The organism is uncultured Methylophaga sp., from assembly GCF_947259025.1.
In the GTDB taxonomy this organism is placed as follows: domain Bacteria; phylum Pseudomonadota; class Gammaproteobacteria; order Nitrosococcales; family Methylophagaceae; genus Methylophaga.
Window position 1 is genome coordinate 455,749 of the sequence record NZ_CAMYKO010000004.1, and the last position, 24,321, is coordinate 480,069.

Annotated in this window: 29 protein-coding genes; 14 read left to right on the plus strand and 15 right to left on the minus strand. The window is 52.0% G+C overall.

Features of this window, described 5'->3' with window-relative positions; all coding sequences use genetic code 11:
• Positions 1 to 70 precede the first annotated feature (70 nt).
• The 3 genes from Q0X64_RS05485 to Q0X64_RS05495 all read left to right on the plus strand — a co-directional run bounded on the left by Q0X64_RS05485 (position 71) and on the right by Q0X64_RS05495 (position 1,775).
• The gene (locus Q0X64_RS05485) at positions 71 to 589 is read left to right on the plus strand and encodes a GNAT family protein (RefSeq protein ID WP_297809606.1); all 519 of its coding nucleotides are present in this window, start codon (positions 71 to 73) and stop codon (positions 587 to 589) included.
• A 204-nt stretch (positions 590 to 793) separates the two neighbouring features.
• Positions 794 to 1,330, plus strand: a complete 537-nt coding sequence (locus tag Q0X64_RS05490) for a hypothetical protein (protein WP_297809608.1) — start codon at positions 794 to 796, stop codon at positions 1,328 to 1,330.
• A gap of 16 nt (positions 1,331 to 1,346) precedes the next feature.
• Positions 1,347 to 1,775 (plus strand): DUF6647 family protein, encoded by a 429-nt coding sequence (locus Q0X64_RS05495; protein ID WP_297809610.1) that lies wholly within the window; start codon positions 1,347 to 1,349, stop codon positions 1,773 to 1,775.
• Here the strand turns inward: Q0X64_RS05495 and Q0X64_RS05500 are convergent.
• The 12 genes from Q0X64_RS05500 to Q0X64_RS05555 all read right to left on the minus strand — a co-directional run bounded on the left by Q0X64_RS05500 (position 1,772) and on the right by Q0X64_RS05555 (position 12,827).
• On the minus strand, positions 1,772 to 2,752 hold the full coding sequence (locus Q0X64_RS05500) for a vWA domain-containing protein (RefSeq protein WP_297809612.1): 981 nt from the start codon (positions 2,750 to 2,752) through the stop codon (positions 1,772 to 1,774). The genes Q0X64_RS05495 and Q0X64_RS05500 overlap by 4 nt on opposite strands.
• A 10-nt stretch (positions 2,753 to 2,762) precedes the next feature.
• On the minus strand, positions 2,763 to 3,332 hold the full coding sequence (locus Q0X64_RS05505; RefSeq protein WP_297809614.1) for an MxaK protein: 570 nt from the start codon (positions 3,330 to 3,332) through the stop codon (positions 2,763 to 2,765).
• Entirely contained in the window at positions 3,329 to 4,309 is a 981-nt protein-coding gene (locus Q0X64_RS05510; protein ID WP_297809616.1) for a vWA domain-containing protein, read from the minus strand. Before Q0X64_RS05510 ends, Q0X64_RS05505 begins: the two co-directional genes overlap by 4 nt.
• Positions 4,306 to 5,241: a hypothetical protein gene (locus Q0X64_RS05515; protein WP_297809617.1), complete on the minus strand. Its 936-nt coding sequence runs from the start codon at positions 5,239 to 5,241 to the stop codon at positions 4,306 to 4,308. Before Q0X64_RS05515 ends, Q0X64_RS05510 begins: the two co-directional genes overlap by 4 nt.
• A 9-nt stretch (positions 5,242 to 5,250) precedes the next feature.
• Positions 5,251 to 6,060 carry a hypothetical protein gene (locus tag Q0X64_RS05520; RefSeq protein ID WP_297809619.1) on the minus strand — a complete coding sequence of 270 codons (810 nt, stop codon included), beginning with the start codon at positions 6,058 to 6,060 and terminating at the stop codon, positions 5,251 to 5,253.
• Positions 6,057 to 7,091: a MoxR family ATPase gene (locus Q0X64_RS05525; protein ID WP_297809621.1), complete on the minus strand. Its 1,035-nt coding sequence runs from the start codon at positions 7,089 to 7,091 to the stop codon at positions 6,057 to 6,059. Before Q0X64_RS05525 ends, Q0X64_RS05520 begins: the two co-directional genes overlap by 4 nt.
• Positions 7,092 to 7,161: 70 nt before the next feature.
• Positions 7,162 to 7,434, minus strand: a complete 273-nt coding sequence (locus Q0X64_RS05530) for a methanol dehydrogenase (protein ID WP_297809623.1) — start codon at positions 7,432 to 7,434, stop codon at positions 7,162 to 7,164.
• Between the two features lie 79 nt (positions 7,435 to 7,513).
• Positions 7,514 to 8,092, minus strand: coding sequence for a cytochrome c(L), periplasmic (gene moxG / locus Q0X64_RS05535; protein WP_297809625.1), 579 nt, complete (start codon positions 8,090 to 8,092; stop codon positions 7,514 to 7,516).
• Between the two features lie 39 nt (positions 8,093 to 8,131).
• Positions 8,132 to 8,974: a methanol oxidation system protein MoxJ gene (moxJ, locus tag Q0X64_RS05540; RefSeq protein ID WP_297809627.1), complete on the minus strand. Its 843-nt coding sequence runs from the start codon at positions 8,972 to 8,974 to the stop codon at positions 8,132 to 8,134.
• Between the two features lie 95 nt (positions 8,975 to 9,069).
• On the minus strand, positions 9,070 to 10,956 hold the full coding sequence (locus Q0X64_RS05545) for a methanol/ethanol family PQQ-dependent dehydrogenase (protein WP_297809629.1): 1,887 nt from the start codon (positions 10,954 to 10,956) through the stop codon (positions 9,070 to 9,072).
• A gap of 202 nt (positions 10,957 to 11,158) precedes the next feature.
• Positions 11,159 to 11,803 (minus strand): response regulator transcription factor, encoded by a 645-nt coding sequence (locus tag Q0X64_RS05550; RefSeq protein WP_297809631.1) that lies wholly within the window; start codon positions 11,801 to 11,803, stop codon positions 11,159 to 11,161.
• Positions 11,804 to 11,813: 10 nt separating this feature from the next.
• Entirely contained in the window at positions 11,814 to 12,827 is a 1,014-nt protein-coding gene (locus tag Q0X64_RS05555) for an ATP-binding protein (RefSeq protein ID WP_297809633.1), read from the minus strand.
• Between the two features lie 194 nt (positions 12,828 to 13,021).
• On the opposite strand from Q0X64_RS05555, the gene Q0X64_RS05560 reads away from it, so the two are divergent.
• From Q0X64_RS05560 to Q0X64_RS05570, 3 genes are read left to right on the plus strand one after another with little or no spacing between them, the layout of a single operon-like run.
• Positions 13,022 to 13,342, plus strand: coding sequence for a hypothetical protein (locus Q0X64_RS05560; RefSeq protein WP_297809635.1), 321 nt, complete (start codon positions 13,022 to 13,024; stop codon positions 13,340 to 13,342).
• A gap of 29 nt (positions 13,343 to 13,371) precedes the next feature.
• Entirely contained in the window at positions 13,372 to 13,893 is a 522-nt protein-coding gene (locus Q0X64_RS05565) for an SRPBCC family protein (RefSeq protein ID WP_297809637.1), read from the plus strand.
• Positions 13,894 to 13,926: 33 nt separating this feature from the next.
• Complete coding sequence (locus Q0X64_RS05570; protein WP_297809639.1) at positions 13,927 to 14,847, plus strand: YncE family protein; 921 nt, start codon at positions 13,927 to 13,929, stop codon at positions 14,845 to 14,847.
• A gap of 159 nt (positions 14,848 to 15,006) precedes the next feature.
• Here the strand turns inward: Q0X64_RS05570 and trmL are convergent, their stop codons facing one another.
• Positions 15,007 to 15,483 (minus strand): tRNA (uridine(34)/cytosine(34)/5-carboxymethylaminomethyluridine(34)-2'-O)-methyltransferase TrmL, encoded by a 477-nt coding sequence (gene trmL, locus Q0X64_RS05575; protein WP_297809641.1) that lies wholly within the window; start codon positions 15,481 to 15,483, stop codon positions 15,007 to 15,009.
• 6 nt (positions 15,484 to 15,489) lie between these two features.
• Positions 15,490 to 17,037, minus strand: coding sequence for a LysM peptidoglycan-binding domain-containing protein (locus Q0X64_RS05580; protein ID WP_297809643.1), 1,548 nt, complete (start codon positions 17,035 to 17,037; stop codon positions 15,490 to 15,492).
• A gap of 115 nt (positions 17,038 to 17,152) precedes the next feature.
• Between Q0X64_RS05580 and Q0X64_RS05585 the strand changes: the two genes are divergently transcribed.
• The 5 genes from Q0X64_RS05585 (at position 17,153) to Q0X64_RS05605 (ending at position 21,507) form a co-directional block, all read left to right on the plus strand.
• Positions 17,153 to 17,944 carry a hypothetical protein gene (locus Q0X64_RS05585; RefSeq protein WP_297809645.1) on the plus strand — a complete coding sequence of 264 codons (792 nt, stop codon included), beginning with the start codon at positions 17,153 to 17,155 and terminating at the stop codon, positions 17,942 to 17,944.
• 12 nt (positions 17,945 to 17,956) lie between these two features.
• Positions 17,957 to 18,799: a mechanosensitive ion channel family protein gene (locus tag Q0X64_RS05590; RefSeq protein WP_297809647.1), complete on the plus strand. Its 843-nt coding sequence runs from the start codon at positions 17,957 to 17,959 to the stop codon at positions 18,797 to 18,799.
• An 86-nt stretch (positions 18,800 to 18,885) separates the two neighbouring features.
• Positions 18,886 to 19,683: a DUF2797 domain-containing protein gene (locus Q0X64_RS05595; RefSeq protein ID WP_297809891.1), complete on the plus strand. Its 798-nt coding sequence runs from the start codon at positions 18,886 to 18,888 to the stop codon at positions 19,681 to 19,683.
• Entirely contained in the window at positions 19,680 to 20,708 is a 1,029-nt protein-coding gene (locus Q0X64_RS05600; protein ID WP_297809649.1) for a quinone-dependent dihydroorotate dehydrogenase, read from the plus strand. The genes Q0X64_RS05595 and Q0X64_RS05600 overlap by 4 nt, the downstream gene beginning before the upstream one ends.
• Position 20,709: 1 nt before the next feature.
• Entirely contained in the window at positions 20,710 to 21,507 is a 798-nt protein-coding gene (locus Q0X64_RS05605) for a mechanosensitive ion channel domain-containing protein (RefSeq protein WP_297809651.1), read from the plus strand.
• A gap of 24 nt (positions 21,508 to 21,531) precedes the next feature.
• Here the strand turns inward: Q0X64_RS05605 and gloB are convergent, their stop codons facing one another.
• Positions 21,532 to 22,302 carry a hydroxyacylglutathione hydrolase gene (gloB, locus tag Q0X64_RS05610; protein ID WP_297809653.1) on the minus strand — a complete coding sequence of 257 codons (771 nt, stop codon included), beginning with the start codon at positions 22,300 to 22,302 and terminating at the stop codon, positions 21,532 to 21,534.
• A gap of 23 nt (positions 22,303 to 22,325) precedes the next feature.
• Here gloB and Q0X64_RS05615 point away from each other — a divergent pair, with 23 nt between their 5' ends.
• Genes Q0X64_RS05615 through dnaQ form a run of 3 tightly spaced genes read left to right on the plus strand, consistent with a single transcriptional unit; the run spans position 22,326 to position 24,237 of the window.
• Positions 22,326 to 23,057: a methyltransferase domain-containing protein gene (locus Q0X64_RS05615; RefSeq protein ID WP_297809655.1), complete on the plus strand. Its 732-nt coding sequence runs from the start codon at positions 22,326 to 22,328 to the stop codon at positions 23,055 to 23,057.
• The gene (gene rnhA / locus Q0X64_RS05620; protein ID WP_297809658.1) at positions 23,044 to 23,481 is read left to right on the plus strand and encodes a ribonuclease HI; all 438 of its coding nucleotides are present in this window, start codon (positions 23,044 to 23,046) and stop codon (positions 23,479 to 23,481) included. Before Q0X64_RS05615 ends, rnhA begins: the two co-directional genes overlap by 14 nt.
• 6 nt (positions 23,482 to 23,487) lie before the next feature.
• On the plus strand, positions 23,488 to 24,237 hold the full coding sequence (gene dnaQ / locus Q0X64_RS05625; protein ID WP_297809661.1) for a DNA polymerase III subunit epsilon: 750 nt from the start codon (positions 23,488 to 23,490) through the stop codon (positions 24,235 to 24,237).
• Positions 24,238 to 24,321 lie beyond the last annotated feature (84 nt).

The following is a 24,321-nucleotide window of genomic DNA, read 5'->3' on the forward strand; positions in this document are numbered from 1 at the left end:
GCCGGCGTTTTTCTTTGTCAGGTTCAGAAAAGCGTATGATAAGAACTACCCTGGTCGAATCCGAGGATTTATGCGTGACGCAGTTCGTATTACCCTGAGAGACTATTGTGAGGCAGATATTGATGCGATTCATCAGTTACTCAATAACTACGATGTAAGCCGTTTCCTTTCTTCCCGTATTCCTTTTCCCTACACCCGCGAAGATGCTGTCTGGTGGGTGAATACCGGCAGTCAAAACGAGATCACCCGCGTTATCGAGTTCAATCAGCAACTGGCTGGCATTATTGGTGTCGCTCGTGGCCCGCATGAGAATTATCGTTGCGGTGAACTCGGTTACTGGCTGGGCGAACCTTTCTGGGGCAGAGGCCTGGCAACGCTGGCTGTCAGCCGGATGACCGAGATGATCTTCAATGAGACCGATATCGTGCGCCTGTTTGCCCCGATCTACGACTGTAATAAAGCTTCGATGCGGGTTGTGGAAAAATGCGGCTACAAACTGGAGGGCGTTGCTAAAACGTCTATATTCAAAGACGGCCGTTTCTACGATGAACATATTTATGCCCGCCTGAAAGCAGATATTAAGCCTTAAGCAAGCGCTGTAGGTGATTAGCCAAGCCCCTTCACTAAGGGGAGTGTCACTAATTTTAGGGTGAAATAATCCCGTGATTAGCGGATTTGTCAGCCTCAACCTTTATAAGTAACTGATAAACAAAGATATGCCTTATATCTGAAGCCTTTCCTGTTTACAAGAATTTCACATATCCGGGCAAAATCTGTGTTCAGGAGGCTGCCCATGAAATTGAAGCGATACACCTTTATCACCATCACGCTGGCAGGATTGTGCCTGGCTGGTTGCGGCGAGGATGAGTTTTCTGAGTCGGGTTTCCAGCGAGATGATGGCGACTATACTGCTGTCGCCCCGGTCCCGGCAGACTTGCAGTCAGGCATGCCAGCAGAAAGACCCAAGGAAATGTTATCAGTGGCTGATCCGACGCCCCCTGAAGCCTGGTTGTTGTCGCTCTACCAGAAACGCGCTGATCATGATCCCGAACGGGATGTTTTCTATTACCAGGCATTGCTGGAAAAAGTCCTGGCTCACGTTCATGAGGATAAGCGCGTGGTGACGAACCGCCTAGTTCAGGTGACACGGCAGTTGGCGGATAAGGGTATTGAATCCGATCAGGAGCGCTTGTTAACAGACTTTGCAGCCTTGCTGCCCGAGGTCGATGAGACTTATGTCTTTGGCGAATTGACTGCCAATTACAGCAATCTCAGGCAGCAGAACATCGGCCACGAGCAGGCGATGCAGCAGCTGTTTGAAGATATCTGAGTGCAGGAGGAAAGCCATGGAAGCTTTAATACAAAGTCTGTTTGTCTGGGCGCTCACGCTGACCGCTTATCCGGATCCGGGCTCGCTGCCGAAAATCAGTGCCATCAGTCACGACACCCTGGCTAACAGTGTATGTGACTCCGATTACTGTACGGCTGTCGCCTATTACGATAAGGACACCGAAACCATTTTTTATGATAAGCGGATGGCGCTCAAGACCGACCATGGAGCCCGTGGCTTTGTTTTGCATGAAATGGTGCATTTTCTGCAGCATCAAAACGGTGAGCTGGATCAGCCTGAGCTTGATTGTGAGACCAGAATTGAAATTGAACGTGAAGCCTATCGCGTTCAGCAGTTTTTCCTGAAAGAGCATCAACAGGATACTTTTCAGATTGACCTTGCTGTTGCCGTCTTACCCAGCTTATGTGCTGAACATCAGCATTAAGCGTCGGCTTCGCTTTTTGCTGATGGCCATTTGGCACGAAACGGATAGTAACAATAGGCCAGCAGCAGTAAAGCCAGTGCGGCAGCAATAAAATTCAGCTGGGTCGGTTGTATCTGGCGTTCAACAAAGATGTCTTGTTTCATCGCCCTGGCCAGCCCGGCATTATCCTGCAAATGATGATAATTCATTTTCGCCAGCTCACCCAGTTTTTTCAGGTACTCTTCTCTGACATTGGAGAGGTGTTCAGTGCCGACCGCTTTCGATGTTCCCCAGGGGCCATTGCGCGGCACATAGCCTTCGATCTTGCTGGGATCGGCCGGTAGTCCGAATCGACTGGCATGGGGGACATCCTCAGCTTTGTAGTAGCCGATTTGCACACCATCTTCATTAAACTTGGGGATCTTGCTTTTATTATGCTGGCCGACGCCAACTATCAGGCCGTTGCGCCAGCTATCCTGCTTGTCTTTCAGTATTTCCAGGTAGCTGTAATCCGGTGCATAGCGAGGGTTAACCGGAGGCGCTTCATGGCCATCGGTAAAAAATACCAGCTTGGTGTCGTTCAGCACTTTGCCTGCCATGATTTCCAGAATGTTATACAGCGCCTGGCTGATGTTGCTGTCTGCCACCCAGGCCATACGCCAGTCCAGTTCATTGATGCTGGCTTCCAGCACCGGATAATCCTTGCACACATCAATCGGTGAATAGAGCAGGGCCGGACTGCGCTCAGTGAAAACCCCCAGGCCTACCCGTGAACCGCATGGCAGGCTGCGTGCCGCAGCCAGCATGGCGGCTTTACTGCGTTCCAGTCGGCTGATGGCACCACCATCGGCATCGCTGTAATCCTGTACATTCATGCTGCGGGTGATATCCAGCATATAGACAAAATCATAGGTTTTCGCCGGGAATGGCAAAGGCGGCATCACTATGGCGATTAAAGCCAATACTGCTGCGGCTATCAAGCTGACCAGTCGAGCCATGTCGTTACTCCTATGGCAGACCCAGTGGGAAACCAGGCATGGCGGACCAGAGTTCTTCCGAGCTTTCTTCAGCGCCACCGGATTCACGCAGCTCCCCCAGTGGTAGATCACGGGATAAGCGCTGGGCTGCTTCCAGGTTGTATTTAGCGGCCCAGAACTCGGGATCCTGCTGCAATGCCGTTTTGTACAAGTCCTTGGCGACATCAGCCAGCGCCGTGGCGCGATCGACGCCCATTTGCTCAGCGACCTCTATCGCCTGCTCCAGATAAAGGTTGCCCATGTTGTAATGCACAATTTTCTTTTTATCCGCAGCAACCACGCGTTCAGCTCTGCCATAAGCATCGACGGCTTGTTCAAACAGGCCCTGATGGTGCAGATGATAGGCATAGGCAAACTGGTTTTCAGGCTGGCTCAGATCAACATCTTCAGCATCAATAAACCGCCCGGTCTGTAATTGCTGCCAGGTCTGGTTAATGCCCGACAGTCGCTGTCTTTCCAGCACGGTCATTGTCAACATGACCAGCAGTACCAGTAACACCAGAATAAGCAAAGCGCGGATATGCGTACGCCGCAGAATCATGATTTTTTCTCCAGCAGTTTGACGGCAAGCAGCAAAAGAATGCTGAAAAATGCCAGGCTATATAACCAGGGTGACAGGCTTTGCCGCGGGATTTTTTCTTCGTAAATCAGGGGTAGGCTTTCTAGTTCATCCAACTCAGCAATGGATGCCTGCAGAGACTCGACGGTATCAACTTCGTAAGCGTGGTAAGGCACAGAGAGTGTGTTGAAGAACTGATGCAAATGGCGCTCGGGCATGACCCGCGGATTATCATCCTGGCTGGACTCCGGTTCACTGTAAATGCCCAGACCGTTTTCTGTTCTCAGGAAAAACCAGTAAAGGCTGACGCGATAGCGCTCAAACCACTCTCTGAGGGTCTTCTGAGCCCGATGATCGAGAGAAGCAGCGCCATCGGATACCAGTACAATCACCCGCGAACCGGTGTGCGGCTGATCCTTGAAATAACTCAGCCCCATACCCAGCCCCTTGGCCACATTGGTGAAAGCCAGACCCGGTGTTTCCATACTGTTAATAGCGGCCTGAATTGCGGTTTTGTGTTCTGTCAGCGGGCTGATATAAAACGGCTGGGTGCTGAAGCCAGCGACGCCAAACAAATCATGAGGGCGGTTGCTGACAAACTCGGATAACAGTCTTCTCGCTGCCTCAGCCTTGGACTGTTCGTTTTCACCCGGTGTTTTACCGCCAAAGGTTTCATTCATGCTGGCACTACGATCCAGTACAAAGACGATATGCGCGCCTTGCCCGGTGCGGGTCACGGTCTGTTCCAGAATATGCAGCCCCGCCATACCGGTGACCAGGCTGGCAATGGCCAGTACGGCAAAAATCCGGATAAGCCGGTTTAGCCAGCGGGTGGCGGTATTGAGGGCAATCAAGTTGCCACAAGCTGCGGCATTGCGCTCAAACAGACTGGCTGCCAGCGGCAGCAGGCAGAGTGGCAGCAGCAATAATAACCAGGGATGTGAAAATGCCAGATTCATTTGACGGCACTGACCTTATCTGCGGCAGCCAGTTGGCGGCATAAATTGAGGCAGTCACTGATGACTGAATCCCCGGGCCGTTTATCCATAAAAAAGGCGTCACGGGACAACTCAAAAAAGCGAGCCAGCTCCGGTTTTAAGCCGGCAAACTGGGGGAACTGTTCAATAAATTGTTCCAGTTGACTGGCAAACACCGTACCGTCGGCACGTTTGTTAATCGCTTTGTGCACTGCCTGAATAGAGGCAAGGTAGTCATCACCCTTCGCCTTGCTGCGTTTGATACGGCGGATTTCTCTGGCAGCCCGGGTAAATGGTGACAGACCCAGTTTGGGCAACATACCCTGCAGCCACAGCAACAACAGCAAAATCATAATGCTCGCTACAGCCAACAGGCTTGTCTGCTGGTTGAGTTCATTCAGGGAGAATTGTCTGGGGGCGATAGCCGGCTTCATAAACGCTTCAACCTGGTTGTCATGACCAACGCCGCGAGGAGTGATTTCCTTGATCGGTGACATGGTGAACTCCCACTTGGGCAGACTGAGCTGCGTCCGCTGTTCACCGGCCGAGAAATCAAGCGGGATAGCGGGAATTTCCAGCGCCCGCACATCAAGCGGCGCATAAAATGTCTGGTAACTCAGATCAATCAGATACAGGGTCCTGTCGTCGGCCTCTCTGCTGGTGACTGAGATATCACGCAGTTCCAGCCAGTAGGTCAGGTCACCGGGCTGTGGCAGTGAGGACTGAATAATGGTGTAAGGGTCGTCTACGGCTACCAGGAAGCGATGATGAATCTTATCGCCGACCATCACACCAAAACTGCGGCCCTGATCCTGTTGTAGAATTTTGGCTGGCGCATTTGCTTCATTAGCCACCAGGCTGCCTGAGCCCAGCAGCCAGATTGCCAACACGCTGAAAAATAGTCGCATTTTCATGATTCTGCCTCAGGCCGATGTTGCAAAATATTGATTCATTTGCGCCGCATCATAGTGATCCACTAACCAGAACGGTCGCTGATTGAAAGCACGGCATTGGGTATTCAGGTATTCCCGCCGCTGCTGATAGCGCTTTTTCAACAATTGGCGCTGGCTGCGGGTGACAAAAACCAGAGCGCTCTTGCCAGTTTCCAGATCGGTCATTTCTACGAAACGCCAGAGTGGATAGTCTTCATATTCGCGGCTTTGCCAGGTAATGACCGGCACAACCCGATGTGCTGACATCGCGGTCAACAGGCCATGAAGCTGTGTCTCCGGCCAGTGAAAGTCTGATATCAGAAAGATCAGAGACGGTCTGCCGGGCAAAGTTCGCTGAATGTCGGTGTAAGCGGATGCCCGGTTATGTTCCGGCGTGACAGAGCTGAACGCCTTTTTTAAAGATGCCGTGCTGTCGAGTGGACGTAATTGATCACTGATAAAAAACGCCGACATGTCATCGCCAGCTGCTTCAACGGAGCGGCAAATACTGTCGAAAAGCTGCGTCGTCAAAGCGACTTTATTGTCGTAAAGCATCGATGATGAGCCATCGACCAATACCACAATATCCAGTTTGCTGCGTTGGCGGTAGCTACGAACCTGAAGGTTTTCGAAAGGATCGGTGAGGCTGGCATTCAGATCGATCCGTGAAGGGTCGGGCTCATCCAGAAAATGCGTCTTGCGGTAAAAGTCTGATCCCGGGCCACGTTGGCGGCTTTTATGCCCACCCGGCATCAGGCTGCTGACCAATGCAGCCGTTTTGTAGTCGAACAACTGGCTCATGGTGAAGCGACGTTATCCAGGGCGGCCTCGATCAGGGTGTCGATAATTTCATCCCGGTTATAGTCATAAACCGGGTTCAGGAAGATACGGTGCTTGGCAATCTGTTTGAGAATAACGTGGAAGTCTTCCGGGATAATGGCTTCCCGTTGATTAAGCCAGGCGTTAACGCGGGCACCGCGGGCGAGATAACTGATGCCACGCGGCCCCATACCACCTTTAATCATCTTGTCGACCTCGACATCACTGATTTTGATGCCGTATTCAGCCGGTTCACGCAAAGCCCGGCACAGATGAAAACCATAGTCCTGTAATGTTGAACTGGCTTTAACCTGCTCCTGTATTAATGCGGCCACATCATTGAGCTGATCATAGGGCACGACCGCCTTATCAGCGCTGTCGACCAGTTTATCGGCATCGTGGAAGCGGGTATTGAACATCAAATCCTTGAGCTGTGCTTCAGCCTTAGGCTGTTCAACATGCAACTCCATCATAAAGCGATCCCGGGCTGCGGCCGGCAGTTCGAAGGTTTCGTCCTTTTCAATACGATTGCGATCAGCAAAAACCTGCAGGTGCGGGAAGTAATGGGTTTCATTAAAAGCATGCACACTGCGCTCGGCCATGATACGCAATAATAGCGAGTGTACCTGGGGCCGGGCACGGTTAATCTCATTGAAAAAGAAGATAGACAGGGCATCGCCATGTTTGAGCACAGGCCCTGCACTAACGCCCGGTTTGCCGTTTTCAGCGATGTAGGTGTAGTAAACCAGGTCATGTGGCATCAGGTCGATGGTACCCTCGATGCGTTCAAAATTACCGCCCAGTGTTTCAGCGACGGTTTTAAGCAAAGTGGTTTTACCGACGCCAACGTCACCTTCCAGCAGGATATGACCTCTGGACAGTGTCGCGATGACCATTTGTCTGACGATGGTTTCCTGACCCAGGATAGTCTGGTTAATGCTCTGTTCCATTTTCGCGATCAGATCATGCCAGTCTGACATGGCTGGAATCTGGCTATTAGCGGGCTGATTCATATAACTTTCCGGGCTTTAGAAAAAGGAAGACCGGCCTACAAGAGGCCGGTCACCACAGCGAGAGAATAGATTAATATTCCCATTTACCTGTTTTTTTGAAGTTAGCAACACGTTCTGCGTTACGTTGTTCCATTTCGTCCAGCGCAGTTTGTTGTTTATTCAGTTCTTTTTCACTGTGTTTAGGATCGTACTTAGTACCTTTGATTTTTTCAGGAAAACCTGGTTTTGCTTCCCAGCAGTCACCGGGTTTTTCACAGTTAGTACCATCATAAGCCATCACGGTTGCGCCACCTGACATCATCATCAGTGCAGAGCATGTGACTGCGATTGTTTTGAGTTTCATTTTTCTCTCCTTTTATTGCGACGACATAATGAATTGATGCGTTATCAGGGTGACAACGCATCACCCATTAATCTCTTGGTTATTTTTTAAAGTTTTCCAGCGCTTCTTTGTAGTCATCCGGAATCGGTGCCGGGGTAAAGTTGGCTTTCTGCTCTTCAGACAGCCATTCCGCTTTTTCAGGGTCACCCCAGTAGACACTGCGGATCCACGCCATGATTTCCAGCATTTCATCGATCGTCAGGTTGTTGTACTGCGGCCCCATCATGCTGCGGGCACCACCATAAATGGTTTCAAACAGACCCTTGTCCGTAGCGTTTTTGGGATAAGTATAATAATCATCCCCCAGCGCCGGACCCAGCTTGCCTTCAGCGTGGTGGCCATGACAGCCCGAGCAGGCGGTCATGAACAGGCTTTCACCATTGTGAATGGCCTCTTCATCTTCGTTGTAGAGATTTTCGCCGGTGTTTTTGAAGTGCTTGACGGCTTCAGTCTCTTTACCTTTTTTACCGAAAGAGAAATCCAGCACATCACCGGTTACCGTGTTACGGAACATCAGCTGTGACTGAACCACCGGAATCAGCGATATGGACAGCACTGAGGCTAGGAGCACCGCAGCTGTAGTGCGTGTTTTTTTCGGTAAGCGTTTTGTATCAGTCATGGTCTTAAATCTTTCCTGTTATTGTTCATCAAGCCAGGCTTACAGAAGGGGAACACCTTCATCTTTTAGAATGGCTTTCATTTCTGGTTCAGCCTTTTTCAGGGCTTTGTTGATTTCTTTGAGCAGTTTTTTATCATCACTGCGAACCGCAATGGACTGCGGGTAATGTTGCTTAACGCCTTCGCCATCACCGGTATCAGCAATTTCCTCTGACACCACCATCTCCAGTGGGACGGATGCAGATTTCACATAGCGTGCGGCTTCCGGTGCCCAGATATGAGCAATATCGGCTTTGCCGGAAACGACTTCAGAAACCAACAGATCGGGCGCGTAACGTACATATTGGTTACGTCTGGATTTGAAGCCAATCAGTGACATCGTGTAGTTGAAGTTGCCTTCGTACTTATCGATTTCACGCAACATGACTTCGGAGGGACTGCCCGGGACGACGGCAAATTTCGTCATATCCTGCAGGGCAGGGCTTTTCCATGTTTGGATATCCAGGCCTTTATTGGCCGGATAAATAAAGGCATAGCCTGATGTGTAATAGGGATCACTGGTGGCAACACGTGGGTCGTCCTGATCCACACCCATTACTACGTCACATTCGTTCTTGAGCAGTTTTTCGGTGACCAGAAAAATGGCGGCTTTGTCTGACCAGGTATATTGCAGGTCACGGTCCATTTCTTCTGCCAGTACTTCTGCCAGCTTGTTTTCGAAACCTTCCTGGTTCTGGTTTGAGTAGGGCATTTCGTCAGCGGCGGCGCAGACACGCAAAGTGTCGCTGGCTGCGTTGGCTGAACTGCTTAACATGATGCCGGTACCAATCAGCAGGCTCAGTGCTGATTTCAGTGTTTTGCTGCTTTGAATGTTCATTCTCATGGTGCTTCACTCTTTGATGGAAGGCCGGCAGCCAGATGACTGCCGGCCAGATTTCACAACGATTAAGCTTTTAGTGAATCGTTTGTAAGCAAGGCTTACATTTCGTATTCACCAACGCTCAGGTCGCTGGTATATGGGCTCTTACCATCAAGTGAGAAGACCATGACACCACCACCCATTTGGGTAGTTTTAGCCAGTTCTTTAAAGGCACCAACAGCGCCCAGACCGGCAGATGGGTCATTCAGGTCAAACACCAGACCAACCGCTGGCCAACCACCTACACCATAGTTGATAGCAACGTATTGCGTACCTTCATGAGTGTAAGTCATAGGGTGACCGATAGCGCCTGATGGCAGTTTGAATTTCCACAGCAGATCACCGTTGTCAGCGTCACGTGCTTTAATGAAGCCGTCCAGTGTGCCGTAGAACACAACGCCACCTTTAGTGACCATGGTGCCGCCCCAGATAGAGAATTTCTCCATTTTTTCCCAGGCGAAATCACCGGAAATGGCATTGTAAGCTTTGACTTGGCCAGAGCCGATACCATTTTGGCGGTCACCTTTAGGACCAGGGTAAGACCAAACGTTCGCACCTACGAAGAACTGACCTGCACGGTATGGCAGCATGAATGGCTCCCAGTCCATGCACAGGTGGTTCAGACCGAGGTAGAACAGTTCACGTTCTGGATCATACGAGTCGAAACCTTGGTTGTGGAAACCCATGGCTGACGGACATACGTCACGTGAACGGTGGCCCATACGTGTGCTGTACTCAGGGTCACGAATTGGCAGACCGGTTTCCAGGTCAACTTTTTTCACCCAGTTAGCGGTGTCATCCATTTTGTTGGCTGAAACCAGATCACCGGTTTCACGATCCAGCGTGTAAACGATACCGTTACGGTCAGGGTGAGTCAGCAGCTTGCGCATTTTGCCATCTTTGTCTTTCTGTTCAGAAAGCATCATGACGTTTACACCCGCATAGTCCCACTCATCGTGCGGTGTTTTCTGGTAACCGAACTTAGCCAGACCGGTGTCCAGATCACGACCCCAGATGGTCATGGTCCATTTGTTATCACCCGGACGCATGGTTTCGTTCCATGGTGCTGGGTTACCTGAACCGTAGTAGAACATGTTCAGATCAGGGTCATAGGCATACCAACCCCAGTTGGTACCACCACCGATTTTCCATGCATCATCTTCCCAGGTAGAAGTACCCAGGCCTTTTTGACCATAGTGTGGGTTTTCGCTGTTGAAGTTATCAGCCAGACCGACATCGCTGTCAGGACCGGTTGCATACCAGCGCCATGCCATTTCACCTGTGTGAATGTCATAAGCGGTGACATAACCACGAACACCCAGCTCAGCACCAGAAGAACCCTGGATAACCAGGTCTTTAGCAACGAATGGTGCAGCAGTTTCAGTTTGACCTACGCTGATGTCGGCATTTTCCACTTTCCAGTGAACTTCACCAGTTTCAGCATTCAGAGTGACAACGTGACCATCCAGCTGACTTTTTACGATCATAGCAGGGGTGTTTTCGTCACCAGGCCAGTAAGCCAGACCACGGTTAACCACGTCACAACAAGCAACAGCACGTGCTGCTGGATCTTGTTTTGGTTTATGTTCCCATACGATATCGCCTGGGTTATCCAGATCGATAGCGAAGGTGTTGTTCGGGAACGGCGTGTGGATGTACATCATGCCATCAACTACCAGCGGCGCACCCTCGTGGCCGTTCAGAACACCGGTAGAGAATGACCATGCAACACGCAGGTCTTCAACGTTTTTCTTGTTGATTTGAGCTTGCGTGCTGTAGTGAGTACCAGAGAAGTCCTTACCCTGCATGACCCAGTTTTCGTTGTTTTGCTGCAACTCAACCAGTTTGTCGTTTGCCATGGCAGTGCCGGAAATCATGCTAATTGCGGATGAAACAGCAAGCGCAGTTCCGACTTTGGACCATCGGCTAATATGCGTTTCTCTCATATATCCTCCTAATTGTTTTGAGTGTCAGCCGAAGCTGACTTTTTGGTGCTGCACCGAATACGTAACCCGGCTTAAAGCACGATTGCCATGATGCTGCTTTTGCAAAAGCGAAGGATAGAGAGAGAAGACTGAAAAGGTGCGGGAAGTTGTCCCAATTCATAAGGGGAGCGGGAAAGATATCCCGACTCCCCCAGCTGCGGTGTCAGGCAGGGGGGGACTGGATTAGCCCAGACTTCTGGGCCATGTAGATGATTTCTGCCAGATTACTGGTGCCCAGCTTTCGCATCATATTGGTTTTGTAGTTGGAGACGGTCTTGGGCGCCAGCGCCAGACTCTCTGCCATCTCATTGATGCTCTTGCCCTCCGCGACCATACGGAATACGGCAAACTCCTGATGAGATAAGGCGCTGACTTTCTGGTCACCGTTAACCAGCTTATCCATGGCGATAGCGCGGGCAATTTCGGTACTCAGGTAATGGCCCTTGTTGGCTATGGTTCTGACTGCCTCAATCAAGACCGATGAAGGACAGGATTTAGTGATATAGCCTCTTGCACCCATATCCATTGCCCGCATTGCCAGCGTTGAATCATCGTGCATGGTACAGACCAGAATGCGCGCTTTGCTGTCACGGGAACAGATACGGCGGATACACTCCAGTCCCCCGGCCCCCGGCATGCTGATATCGATAATGCAGACATCGGGATTGAGGTTCAGATACTGGCGGTAACCTTCCTCCGAATTGCTGGCCTGGGCGACCACACGGAAGCCGGCAGAATTCAATAGTTGCTGATAACCATCGCGGAGGATGGCGTGATCATCAATAAGCAGTACGGTGGGTTCTTGCATAATCGTCGCTTCAGTTTGAGGAGTTAAAAGGGAGGGTGATGGTCAACTGCGCGCCTCTGGGCTTGCGATTGCCGATCTCGAATCGGCCGCCAAGCGCATGACTGCGCTCGCGGATGCCAACCAGTCCCAAGCCACTGCCGGGACTCTGTTGCTGCTCGGGCAGTCCACGGCCGTTATCTTTAAGAGTCAGGTTGACCATCGCACTAGCGTTTTCCTGGCTGGACCAGAGCCGTATTTCCGCCATGCTGGCTTCCGCGTGGCGAGCAATATTGACCAGGCCTTCCTGCAAGGCCCGGTAGATCGCAAGCGACACCGCTTCGCAGGGCTGCTGATCGTCAAGCTCAATATCCATCTCGATCTCAATATCATCGTAGGTTTGCTGCCAGTCACTGACCAGTTCACGGACCGCGCCCGAGAGGCCGATGCTGTTGAGTGAGGGGGGCTTGAGCTGCCGCAGCTTGTTGCGTGTCAGTTCACGCAAATGTGTGGTGCTACTGATCACCGAATCCAGCACTTGCTGAAAGTTCTCATTATTGCCGGAGGCCAGATGCTTGGCGACGGTCAGATTGGCATCCATCGCCGCCAGATGCTGACCGAAGACATCATGCAATTCGGTGGCGAGGTAATGGCGCTCGGACTCACGCACCTCGGTCATATGATTAATCAGTGCCTGGTTTTCCTGTAGCAGACGACTGATATCGTTGTTGGTCTCACGCAGTGCCTGCTGCATCGTGATATTTTTCTGCAGCGTCGCTGCCTGCTCGCGCTGACGGCGGATACTGAACCAGATGAGTCCCAGGCAGCCCGCCAATAACACAAAGACAATTTCATCCAGCTGATAGATTTCCCCAAGCGCCGTCCAGTCGATATAACGTTCGGCCAGCTCGAAGTAGCCGGCGACCAGGTAAGTGGTCAGCGTCACTAACAGCACCACGATGGCATCGGCATAGACCCGCTGTTGTTTGCTGGTCTTATGCTGTGCCGCCGATCCGGTGTCGGGGTTTGTCTGGTCGGACGCTGTCATAAGCCTCATTGCATAGCGGTCAAAAACGAGAGTATTAACCAGTCACCGCTATCAATACAGGGGGGCGAGGCATAACGGGAGAATTTCACGCTAGCAAAAGTGAGCCTGTCCTGAGCAAATCCGCGGATAACTCTCTAACCCTGAAATCCCAGGCCTGCGTAGGATGATTAAGTTATCAACGAGAGGACAAACGAATGAAATTAATTTCCACTTTTTTCCTGCTGGCACTGACAGTCAGCGCCTCGGCTTTTGCACAGCAAAACCCTGCGCAGACCTATGAGGAACTGCCGTTTCTCAAAGAGTTCGCCGGCAAGAATGCTGAGTATATCCAGACCAAACTGGGTGAACCGGATTCCATTGTGAAAAAGGAAAACCAGGGCGGCACCGTTGAATTCTGGGTCTACCACGATCTGGTTCAACAAGGCAGCTCAGACAAGGTTTACCGTTTTACCCAGATCGGCATCGTCAATGATGCGGTTGAAACCCTGGGTCACACCAATCGCCAACCCCAATAAGCATCAAATCATAAATTAAGAGGTAAAGAATGAAGAAATTGGCAACCGTCTTCGTGGCCGGTCAAATCGCATTGACCAGTCTGGCTTTCGCACATGGCCCTACGCCGCAGAAAATCGATGAAACAGTGGTGATTTCTGCGCCGGTTGATGCAGTGTGGAACAAGGTCAGTGATTTCAGCACTATTGCTGATTGGCATCCAATGGTGGAAAAGGTGGAAGTACCCGAGGAAGGTACCCGTATCCTGACGCTCAAGGACAAAGGCAATATCACGGAAAGCCTGGATGATATGAATGCCGATGCGTACAGCATGAGCTATCGTCTTTATGAAGAAGATATCGAAGTCTTTCCAGTGAGCTTTTACAGTGTCAGTATTGAGCTGTCAGAAGGGGCTGAAGGCACTGAAATGAACTGGAAAGGTCGTTTCTACCGCGCCGATACCGGTAACTTTCCGCCTGAGCACTACAGCGATGAAGCGGCAGTGGCTGCGATGACAGAATTTGCCACGACCGGAATGGAATCACTGAAAACCCAGCTTGAAGGTCATAAGTAAGTGAAGCCGGTTCTGCGAAACATTTGTTCTGCGATGCTGCTGCTGACGGCTTTGCCGTTGGCAGCAGAGAGGGCCATCCTCAGTCACCAGGCGGTGGATACGGTCTCTGTCATCGATGTTGAAACGGCTAAGACGCTGGCGACTGTTCCGGTTGCGGCTGCGCCTGTGGGCGTCGCTTACGATCCCTTGCGTCATCGCATTTACAGTACACATCCGGAAAAAGGCCTGATCACGGTTATCGACAGTGAAACCTATGAAAAAATCGGTGAGATCAAGACCGGTGGTCAGCCTTTCGGCATCGTGGTCGATGACTCGGGTAAGCGTCAGGTCTTTGTCACTGACTGGGAGCGTGATGCGCTGCTGGTGATTAATGCCGAATCAATGCTGGTGGTCGACCTGCTGGCGGTCGGCAGCAAACCGGCTGGCATTGCGCTCGACAGCAAAGCCCGGCGGCTTTATATCGCAAACCGCGAATCCGACAGTGTGACGGTGCTGGATGCCGATACGCCGGATCAGTATGCCGAGGTAAAAACAGGCAAAGCGCCTTATGCAGTGGCTGTCAGTGAAGATGGCCAGCAGGTTTTCGTGGCCGGTATTCAGGACGATACGTTAACTGTTATTGAAACCGAGGAATATACGGTCAAAACTACGCTGAAGGTGGGTGATAAGCCCTATGGTGTCACCACTAGTCAGGATAACAAACATCTGTTAGTGGCCAACCAGGGTAGTAACGACGTGTGGTTGTTTGACCAGCAAAGCCTCAAGGAAATTGCCCGCATCAAAGTTGGAGAGATGCCGGAGAGTGTTTCTGTTTCCGCAGACAGCGAGCATGCTTATGTTACCAACTGGTTCAGTAACGATGTCTCAGTGATTGATTTACAGCAACGCAAAGAGACCAGCCGCTGGCCAGTCGCTGAAGCGCCACGCAGTCTGGGTAACTTTATCGCTGACTGAATCTTCATCCGGTTTTCAGCCGCGCTTTAGTCTGATTGAAGCGCGGCTGGATTCTGACCCGCCGAATACGCTCCCTCAATGGCCTGTCTGGCCACATAAACTCATTCACCTTTAACAAGGCATTCAGACTGGGCTGAGAGGCTTTAAGGCCGTGCCGGTTTAACTATCAGCGGTACGGGCACCGGGAAAACCCAGTTGCTGCCACGCCTGGTAAAGAATAATGCCGGTGGCGTTAGACAGGTTGAGGCTGCGACTGTCAGGCAGCATGGGGATGCGGATCTTATACTCATCCTCCAGCTCGTCAAGGATCGCACCAGGCAGGCCACGTGATTCAGGGCCGAACAACAGGACATCCTCATCCCGGTATTGCACTTGGTGATGGTGCTGACGAGCTTTGGTGGTACAGGCAAACACCCGACGTTGGTCTAGCCATTGGAGGAACGTCGGCCAGTCCTGGTGAGTCTCTACGTCGGCAAACTCATGATAATCCAGTCCGGCACGGCGCAGTCTTTTGTCATCGACGTCGAAACCCAATGGTTCGATCAAATGCAGACGCGCACCGCTGTTGGCGCAGAGACGAATGATGTTGCCGGTATTGGGCGGGATTTCCGGCTCGAACAAGGCGATATGCAGCACGCTGTCTCAGGTTTCTTCGAGGTACAGCCTCAGGTTCTGGCCGGGTTGAAGCATAGCGCGGTCACTAAGGCCATTCCATTCACGAACCTGGGCCACGCTGACATTGAACTTACGCGAGATGGCCCACAGTGAGTCACCGTTTTTGATGGTGTAACTGACTGATTTACGTTGTTCGGGCTGCGACCACAACACCAGTTGCTGGCCGGGTTGCAGCGTATCCTGAGCGGTCTTCTGGTTCCAGTCTGCTAAGGTTTGCACGTCGAGACCATGCTGACGGGCAATATCCCACCAGGTATCGCCTGACTGAACGGTATAAACCTGCTTTTGCCCCTCACCCTGAGCGGGTTCAGCGACTGCGGCGAGCCTGCCGGACTCTCCTGAGGCGACAGGGATCAGCAGATGATGGCCGGCGCGGATTTGATTATTACGCAGGTTGTTGGCTTGTTTCACCACTGCCACCGTGGTGTTGTAGTTGGTAGCAATGACGCTCAGCGACTCACCGCGACGAATTTTGTGCCGCGCCCATTGCACCCGTTTATTGGCAGGTAGTTCAGCCAAGGCGAGTTTGAAGCCTTCAATTTTATCCAACGGCAGCACCAGTTGGTGAGGCCCGTGAGGGGCCGTGGCCCAGCGGTTGAAGGCCGGATTGAGTTGGTGCAGCTCATCTTCGCTGATTTGCGCCATTTCCGCAGCCACAGCCAGATCGATTTGTGAGCCGATATCAACAACGCCGATATAGGCTTTGTTATCCACCGGGCTCAGGCTGATGTCATAGCGCTCGGGAAATTTCACCATATGACTGACGGCCATCAGCTTGGGCACATAGGCAGAGGTTTCTCTGGGCAGATCCAGAGACCAGAAGTCGGTGGGTTTGCCTGCCACTTGGTTGCGTTTTATGGCGCGACCAACCGTGCCTTCACCACAATTATAGGCTGCCAGCGCCAACTGCCAGTCACCAAAGTCATTATGCAGCTTTTCCAGGTAATCGAGCGCAGCGCGGGTTGACTGCACTACATCACGGCGGCCGTCATACCACCAGTTCTGATCCAGGCCATAGACTTTACCGGTGCCGGGTATAAACTGCCAGAGCCCGGCTGCATGACTGGGAGAATACGCATGCGGTTTGAATCCGCTCTCAACGACCGGCAGCAAAGCGACTTCCAGTGGCATGCCACGTTTAGTCACTTCCTCTACAATGTGATAAAGATAAGGGCGCGCGCGTTCAACAACCCGGTCAACATAAGCAGGGTGATCGATAAACCAGCGCAGGTGTTGTTGGGTATCCGCATGTAAGGTTTCATAATCAGAAATCTGAAAGCCGCTGCGTATACGGTCCCAGACATCGGTAATCTCTTCGGGAGCCGGGTCTTGTTTGCTTGCTTTACGGGGCGCAACAAGGTCTGGTTTGTGAGCTGCATGAGCCTGTTTTTTGCGCTGTGGACGCCAGTTTTGTGCCTGGGCTTTTTCCGCTTTACTGGCTTTGACCGACGGCGGCGTCGGCGTCGTCTCAGCGGCCTTGTCCGGCGTGCTGCTACATGATGCGACCAGTAACATTGTGGCTGCTACCAGCCCTGATTTGAAAAGGGCATTTTTTTGCATAATTCGAGCTATTATAAGGAAGGGAAAAGCGTCTGTCTTTGTTTTATTTAACAATAATGTCATTAGTCTCATGTCGGAAATAACAACAAACTGGTGGGGCCACTTTGAGCTGGCCGCAGAAGGACAGCGTCTGTTGCGCTGTGCTGACTTGTGTCTGCATATAAAAGCTCGCTCGCATCAATGGTGGCTGGGTTATGAGTGGCAAAATGAAGTCAATCAGTTCCTGCCGGTGCTGGAGCAGGTCGAAAAAGAGGCCGATAAGGAAAACGAACAGCGCTTTGTGTTTGAGTCGCTGCCTCAGGCGATGATTGTGCAGCCAGCACTGGCCGACCGGCCGGTGGTGTGCAGACCGGAAGTGTCAGTCACATTGCTGCCATTTCAGGAAGTCACCCTGTTTGTCTGCCTGCCGCTTTGGATCAAGCTGGGAACCAGTGAAAGTGAGGATATTGTGTTGGATATTCCGACGGTTCGTGTCTGTGATTCCTGGTTCGGGCCCAACACCCGTGAAGGGGTGATCAGTTATGCCTCTCAGGTCAGCGAACAACTGGACGTCATTCCCATCGCCAACAACAGAGCGCGGGCAGCAATAGAGGTACGAATCCAGAATCAATCCGATCAAAAATTAACGCTCGATAAAATCAGTGTGCCGGCACCCAACCTGAACCTTTATGCCGATCAGCAGGGCCAGTTGTGGACACCAAGGATCACGCTGGTTCGTCGCGATAACGAGGATGCCATCCTCAGTATTGATGAAGTGATGAGTGGCGGACTGGATGAAAAAGATCTGACGCTGGTTTGCGGTGCCCGCGAGGATATCGGCCGCAGCAAGATCACCAAGGCGATTTCCGCCCTGTTCGGTTGAGGAGAACACAGCATGAATGAATGGTTGGCAAAAATTGATGCAGCTCTGGTGACCTCGATTGCAGAAGCCTTGATCTATTTTATTGTGGGTCTGATTCTGGCGCGTCTTGCCAGTCGCGGCATCAAGCGCTGGAGCCGACACCGCTTTGATGTTCACCGTCAGCTGTTAATGGCACGGGTTGCCACTTATCTGGTGCTGCTGGTGTTTGTGGTGATGGGGCTGAATGCCATTGGTTTCAATCTGGGCGTGCTGATTGGCGCCGCCGGTATTTTATCAGTGGCTATCGGCTTTGCTTCGCAAACCTCGGCTTCCAATATCATCAGTGGACTGTTCCTGGTGGCGGAAAGACCGTTCTCAGTGGGGGACTTGATCCGGGTCGGTACCACGACCGGTGAGGTACTGTCGATTGACTTGCTGTCAGTGAAGTTGCGCACTTTTGATAATCTTTTTGTGCGCATTCCCAACGAGACGCTGATTAAATCGGAAGTGACCACGTTGACACGCTTTCCGATCCGACGCATCGATCTGGCGATTGGTGTGGCCTATAAGGAAGACATTAAAAATGTGCGTCAGGTGCTGGAACAGGTGGCCGGCGCTAACCCCCTGTGTCTGGACGAGCCCAAGCCCATTTTTGTATTTCTGGGTTTTGGCGAATCGTCACTGGATATGCAGTTTTCGGTCTGGGTCAAAAGGGAAAACTTTATCGATCTCAAAAACAGCATTCACGAGGAAATCAAGGAAGCTTTCGATGCCGAAGGCATCGAGATTCCGTTCCCGCACCGTTCGCTCTATACCGGCTCGGTGACTGAGCCTTTTCCCATCCGTATTATCGACGAGACAACCCAAAGCCAGTGAACTGCCCGGCGGCATGCGCTAACATAGCCCAGTTAAAGCTAATACCGAGGTAAATCGTGACAGTAATCAGCGGACAGCTGACCAAGATGGCCGTCTCCCTGGAGGAGAATCAGGCACAGTATGCAATGCGGCTGGGGGAGCAGCAGATGGCGATGAATCCGCTGCTGGGCGAACAATTCACCCTGCGCTTTTTGGGTGAGATCAACTGCCTTTACTGCAACCGCAAAACCAGGAAAAGCTACAGCGGCGGCTATTGCTTCCCCTGTGCCCAGCGCCTGGCTCGCTGTGATATCTGTTTTGTAAAACCTGAGCTATGCCACTTTGAACAGGGCACCTGTCGCGAACCGGACTGGGGTGAATCGGTGTGTATGCAGGATCACATTGTTTATCTCGCCAACAGTTCGGGGCTGAAAGTCGGTATTACCCGTATTAACCAGATCCCGACCCGCTGGATTGACCAGGGCGCGACTCAGGCCCTTCCCATTTTTCGGGTGAAGAGCCGTTACCAGTCAGGGCTTGTCGAAGTGTTGTTTAAAGACCATGTTTCTGACCGCACTGACTGGCAGAAAATGCTCAAAGGCGAGGCTGAGCCCATGGACCTGGCCGCCGAGCGTGATCGGCTGCAGGCCCAGTGTGAAGCTCAGGTTGCAGAGCTTAAACAGCAGTTCGGCGATGATGCTATCAGGCTGTTGCCTGCCGAAAGTATGCAGACAATAACTTACCCGGTGGAACAATACCCAGCCAAAGTTTCATCGTTAAACTTTGATAAAACGCCGGAAATCACCGGGCAGTTGCAGGGCATCAAGGGCCAGTACCTGATATTTGATAAAGGCGTGATTAACATGCGTAAATTCAGTGGCTATCAAGTGGAGATGGAGATTTGAAACAGCTTTATCGCTTATTGCGGAACCTGATGTTCCGTCTCGACGGGGAAAAATCCCACCACCTCGGACTCAATGCGCTCAAGCTGATGGAGATGACCGGATTGTCCTGGCTCTTGTATCACAAGATAGCGGCACGGCCGGTCCGGGTGATGGGGCTTGAGTTTCCCAATGCCGTAGGCCTGGCCGCGGGCCTGGACAAGAACGGTGATTATATCGAGGCGATGTCAGCTTTGGGTTTCGGCTTTGTGGAAGTGGGGACGGTCACGCCGCGACCGCAGCCCGGCAATCCCAAACCACGTTTGTTCCGGGTGCCGGAGGCGCAGGGCATCATCAATCGAATGGGCTTTAATAATCTGGGTGTGGCACACCTGGTAGAGCAGGTACGGGCCGCGGATAGTAAAAGTCTGATTGGCATAAACATTGGCAAAAACTTTGACACCCCGGTGGAAAACGCCGTTGATGATTACCTGCTGGGGCTCAATCGGGTCTATCCTTACGCCGATTACGTGACCATCAATATCTCTTCGCCCAACACGCCGGGGCTGCGTACGTTACAGTTTGGCGAGTCGCTGGATGCGCTCTTATCAGCATTGAAACAGGAGCAGGCCAAGCTCACCGAACAGTATCAGCGTTATGTGCCCATGGCAGTCAAAGTGGCGCCGGATTTGAGTGAAGAGGAAGTACAGCAACTGGCGCAGGCCTTTAGCACCCATCATATCGATGCCGTGATTGCTACCAATACCACGATGTCGCGTGAGGATGTTGAGGGGCTGCCCAATGCCGATGAGGCGGGCGGTCTGAGTGGTGCGCCGGTATTTGAAAAATCGACCGAGATTGTCCGCCAGTTCCGTGCGCAGTTGCCGGAAGACTTGCCGATCATCGCGGCAGGTGGAATTATGTCAGCTGAGGATGCCCTGGCGAAACTGGATGCCGGGGCTGCTTTGGTGCAACTATACAGTGGCCTGATTTACCAGGGACCGTCTCTGGTAAAAGAAGTTATCGAAACTATCGCAAAGAGGAGTTGATATGGAAACTACAAGCCTGGTCGGGTTCTGGCTGATGAATATCTTGTATGCCGCCCTGATCGTTCTGGTCGGTCGCGTGGTGGTGAAATGGCTGGTCAAGTTGTCGCGCAAACTGATGGTGCGCTCCAACCTGGATCCGATGCTGATTAATTTCCTCAGCGTCATTGCCAATGCGGTACTGATGCTGTTTGTGTTGATTGCTGCGCTGGATCAGCTGGGTGTCGATACCACCTCAATGATTGCTGTACTGGGTGCTGCTGGTCTGGCTGTCGGTCTGGCATTGAAAGATTCTCTGCAGAATTTTGCCGCCGGTGTAATGCTGGTCATGTTCCGCCCGTTCAAAATCGGTGACTTCGTTGATGCCGCTGGCGTGATGGGTATTGTCGAACACATCAGCATCTTCAACACCATTATGAAAACCGGTGATAACCGCGAAGTGATTGTGCCTAACGGGCAAATCTATTCAGACACCATCACCAATTATTCGGCCCGTGATACCCGCCGTATTGATATGAGTTTCGGCATTGGTTATGGCGATGATCTGCTCAAGGCCAAAAACCTGCTGACTGAAATTGTGACCGGTCATGAGAAAGTGATGGCTGATCCGGCACCAGTGATTCGTGTGTCGGAACTGGCTGACAGTAGTGTCAATTTTGACGTGCGTCCTTGGGTCAATGCCGATGATTACTGGCCGGTACGTTCAGAGCTGATTGAAACCATCAAACTGGCCTTTGACGAAAACGGTATTTCCATCCCATTCCCGCAAATGGATGTGCACCTGGATAAACCGGAAAACTGATTTATTGTGTAGCGGATGACGGCTTTAAAAGCCGTCTTTCCAGCTGCGCAGTGCGGTGAATACCGCCTCGTCATTCAGCAAAGGGCGGCCGGCATATTGTTCGGCCGCCTTTTTTATCTGCGGCAGATCACTGCGTAGAAACGGGTTAGTGGCCAGTTCCTCACTCATCACCGATGGAACCGTTGCCTTTTGGGCATCGCGCAATTGCTCTACCTTGCGAATACGCCGCTGCAGCGCCTCGCTATCGGCTTCAACGGCATTCGCAAAACACAGATTGGCCTGTGTGTATTCATGGGCGCAATAGATTTCAGTATCGGCTGGCAATTGTTTCAGCTTTTGCAGAGACTGGAACAACGCTGGCGCCGTGCCTCCCAGCAAGCGGCCGCAGCCACCGGCAAACAGGGTATCGCCGCAAAACAGTTTGTTTTCCGTCAGGTAGCAGATATGGCCCGGAGTATGGCCCGGTGTGTCGATGACTTTAAACAGCGGAAAGTCCGGTTCCACCATCAGGCTTTCGGTTTCTGTCAGTGGATCGGTAAGCGCCGGAATCGTCTCGCTGGCGGGACCGAATACCGGCACGGGATAGCGTTCAAGCAAGTCGCTGACCCCGCCGACATGATCGGCATGATGATGGGTGATCAGGATTGCGGCAGGTGTTAGCTCAAGCTGCTTAAGATGCTGGAGAACCGGATCGGCATCACCGGGATCGACAATCAGCACTTTGCGGCTGTTTTCAGACTGAACCAGCCAGATATAATTATCCTTAAATGCCGGTACCGCATGAACCTTGAGCATAAAACCTCCCATAGGACGAAAACATGAATCAGCATAACGGCAGGGAAATGGAAAACTGGTGGCAATCGCCACCGGGACTACATTTGCTGGCCAGCGAGCGTGACATCATCAGCCAGCTGAATACGCCGCTGATTGGCTATTTCTACCTCCAGCTGGGCGGTAATGAGTTGTGTCTGCCTGCCGCTAAACGCGCCGCCAGCCATTGCTTGGTCTCAGCATCGGGCAATATCAACGCCAATCCAGAAGCGCTACCGTTTAAGTCTCATAGTATAGACAATATGCTGATCCTGCATGTTCTGGAGCAGGCCCGTGACCCGCACCAGCTATTGCGCGAAACCGAACGGGTACTGGCGGCAGACGGTAAATTGATCCTTTGTAGCTTCAACCCGTTCAGCCTCTGGGGGTTACGGCGACTGCTTTCCTGGCAGGATAAGGCACCATGGGATGGTATGTTTTTCAGCCAGACCCGGATTCGCGACTGGCTGGCTTTGCTTAATTTTGAAGTGGTAGAACAACACAAAATTTTCTTCCGACCGCCCCTCAAACACGCCCGCTGGCTTGAGCGCAGCCGCTTCATGGAGCGCTGGGGCCGACGCTTGTGGCCTTGGTTGGGCGGCGTTTCTGTTATGGTAGCCTGCAAACGCACCATCCCGCTGACGCCGGTCAGGGAAAGCTGGCGTAAACGCCGTTTATTTCCTACGCCCGGTCTGGTGAATAAACCCCTGACCCGAGAACACAAAGATGCAACACGTTGAAATTTTTACCGATGGCGCCTGCAGTGGCAATCCCGGGCCCGGTGGCTGGGGTGCGATATTGCGTGCCCAGGACAAGGAAAAAGAACTCTCCGGCAGTGAAAAACAGACCACCAATAACCGCATGGAACTGATGGCCGTCATTGCCTCGCTGGAAGCCTTGAAACGGCCCTGCCGTGTTACGATTACTACCGATTCCCAGTACGTCATGAAAGGTATGACCGAATGGCTGCCGGGCTGGAAAAAGCGTAACTGGAAAACCGCCGCTAAAAAGCCGGTTAAGAATGTCGAACTCTGGCAACGGCTGGAAAAGGCCATTGCCGGCCATGAAGTCGATTGGCAATGGGTTCGGGGACACAGCGGCCATCCGGAAAATGAACGGGCTGACGAACTGGCAGTGGCGGCCAGAGAAAATATTGCAGGTTAAATTGAGATGGCGGATATAAAGCAGAAAAGACAGGTCGTGCTCGATACCGAAACCACCGGTATCAGTACCGCGGATGATCACCGTATTATCGAGATCGGCTGCGTGGAAATGGTGGGCCGCCGGCTGACCGGGCAGACTTTTCATCAGTATATTAATCCCGAACGCGATATCGATGACGGCGCGATCGAAGTGCACGGCATTACCAATGAATTTCTGGCCGATAAGCCGCTGTTTGCCGATATCGCCCAGGACTTTCTGCAATTTATCGATGGCGCCGAGCTGATTATCCACAACGCGCCATTCGACGTTGGCTTTATTGACCACGAACTGGCCAAGCTGGAAGGTGAGAGCCGCCGTACCGACACCATCGCCACGGTGCTTGATACCCTGCAAATGGCGCGGGAGAAACACCGCGGCCAGAAAAACAGCCTCGATGCTTTATGTAAGCGCTACGATGTTGATAATTCCAACCGTGAACTCCACGGCGCATTGCTTGATGCCGAGATCCTCGCCGATGTCTATTTAGCCATGACCGGCGGTCAGGTCAGTCTGACCCTGACTGCTGAAGAGACAGCAACCGTATCCGACAAAACCAGCGATGCCGATCTGGGCAAGCTGGAACGTCAGCCTTTAACCGTGTTGAAAGCCACAGATGAAGAACTGGCGGCGCATGAAGCCATGCTGGAGAAAGTTAACAAAGCCAGTGATGGCAATTGTGTCTGGTTGAAAGGTTCTGTTAACGAGGCTGCTGAATAAGATTCCGCCCCGCCCAATCTTTTTGGGCAATCGCGCTGCCGCTGGGCGTTCATTTATTTTGCGTGCCCAAAATAAACGAACCAA

Excerpts from the sequence above, each read along its gene's own strand:
- Q0X64_RS05595 (WP_297809891.1), top strand. The coding sequence starts at position 18,886 with ATGGCCGTCTCCCTGGAGGAGAATCAGGCACAGTATGCAATGCGGCTG.
- Q0X64_RS05555 (WP_297809633.1), bottom strand. The coding sequence starts at position 12,827 with ATGACAGCGTCCGACCAGACAAACCCCGACACCGGATCGGCGGCACAG.
- Q0X64_RS05560 (WP_297809635.1), top strand. The coding sequence starts at position 13,022 with ATGAAATTAATTTCCACTTTTTTCCTGCTGGCACTGACAGTCAGCGCC.
- Q0X64_RS05545 (WP_297809629.1), bottom strand. The coding sequence starts at position 10,956 with ATGAGAGAAACGCATATTAGCCGATGGTCCAAAGTCGGAACTGCGCTT.
- rnhA (WP_297809658.1), top strand. The coding sequence starts at position 23,044 with ATGCAACACGTTGAAATTTTTACCGATGGCGCCTGCAGTGGCAATCCC.
- Q0X64_RS05580 (WP_297809643.1), bottom strand. The coding sequence starts at position 17,037 with ATGTTACTGGTCGCATCATGTAGCAGCACGCCGGACAAGGCCGCTGAG.
- Q0X64_RS05510 (WP_297809616.1), bottom strand. The coding sequence starts at position 4,309 with ATGAATCTGGCATTTTCACATCCCTGGTTATTATTGCTGCTGCCACTC.
- Q0X64_RS05495 (WP_297809610.1), top strand. The coding sequence starts at position 1,347 with ATGGAAGCTTTAATACAAAGTCTGTTTGTCTGGGCGCTCACGCTGACC.
- Q0X64_RS05550 (WP_297809631.1), bottom strand. The coding sequence starts at position 11,803 with ATGCAAGAACCCACCGTACTGCTTATTGATGATCACGCCATCCTCCGC.
- Q0X64_RS05605 (WP_297809651.1), top strand. The coding sequence starts at position 20,710 with ATGGAAACTACAAGCCTGGTCGGGTTCTGGCTGATGAATATCTTGTAT.
- Q0X64_RS05585 (WP_297809645.1), top strand. The coding sequence starts at position 17,153 with ATGTCGGAAATAACAACAAACTGGTGGGGCCACTTTGAGCTGGCCGCA.
- dnaQ (WP_297809661.1), top strand. The coding sequence starts at position 23,488 with ATGGCGGATATAAAGCAGAAAAGACAGGTCGTGCTCGATACCGAAACC.
- Q0X64_RS05570 (WP_297809639.1), top strand. The coding sequence starts at position 13,927 with ATGCTGCTGCTGACGGCTTTGCCGTTGGCAGCAGAGAGGGCCATCCTC.
- moxJ (WP_297809627.1), bottom strand. The coding sequence starts at position 8,974 with ATGAGAATGAACATTCAAAGCAGCAAAACACTGAAATCAGCACTGAGC.
- Q0X64_RS05500 (WP_297809612.1), bottom strand. The coding sequence starts at position 2,752 with ATGGCTCGACTGGTCAGCTTGATAGCCGCAGCAGTATTGGCTTTAATC.
- gloB (WP_297809653.1), bottom strand. The coding sequence starts at position 22,302 with ATGCTCAAGGTTCATGCGGTACCGGCATTTAAGGATAATTATATCTGG.
- Q0X64_RS05520 (WP_297809619.1), bottom strand. The coding sequence starts at position 6,060 with ATGAGCCAGTTGTTCGACTACAAAACGGCTGCATTGGTCAGCAGCCTG.
- Q0X64_RS05530 (WP_297809623.1), bottom strand. The coding sequence starts at position 7,434 with ATGAAACTCAAAACAATCGCAGTCACATGCTCTGCACTGATGATGATG.
- Q0X64_RS05525 (WP_297809621.1), bottom strand. The coding sequence starts at position 7,091 with ATGAATCAGCCCGCTAATAGCCAGATTCCAGCCATGTCAGACTGGCAT.
- Q0X64_RS05615 (WP_297809655.1), top strand. The coding sequence starts at position 22,326 with ATGAATCAGCATAACGGCAGGGAAATGGAAAACTGGTGGCAATCGCCA.
- Q0X64_RS05490 (WP_297809608.1), top strand. The coding sequence starts at position 794 with ATGAAATTGAAGCGATACACCTTTATCACCATCACGCTGGCAGGATTG.
- Q0X64_RS05505 (WP_297809614.1), bottom strand. The coding sequence starts at position 3,332 with ATGATTCTGCGGCGTACGCATATCCGCGCTTTGCTTATTCTGGTGTTA.
- Q0X64_RS05565 (WP_297809637.1), top strand. The coding sequence starts at position 13,372 with ATGAAGAAATTGGCAACCGTCTTCGTGGCCGGTCAAATCGCATTGACC.
- Q0X64_RS05515 (WP_297809617.1), bottom strand. The coding sequence starts at position 5,241 with ATGAAAATGCGACTATTTTTCAGCGTGTTGGCAATCTGGCTGCTGGGC.
- Q0X64_RS05590 (WP_297809647.1), top strand. The coding sequence starts at position 17,957 with ATGAATGAATGGTTGGCAAAAATTGATGCAGCTCTGGTGACCTCGATT.
- Q0X64_RS05485 (WP_297809606.1), top strand. The coding sequence starts at position 71 with ATGCGTGACGCAGTTCGTATTACCCTGAGAGACTATTGTGAGGCAGAT.
- moxG (WP_297809625.1), bottom strand. The coding sequence starts at position 8,092 with ATGACTGATACAAAACGCTTACCGAAAAAAACACGCACTACAGCTGCG.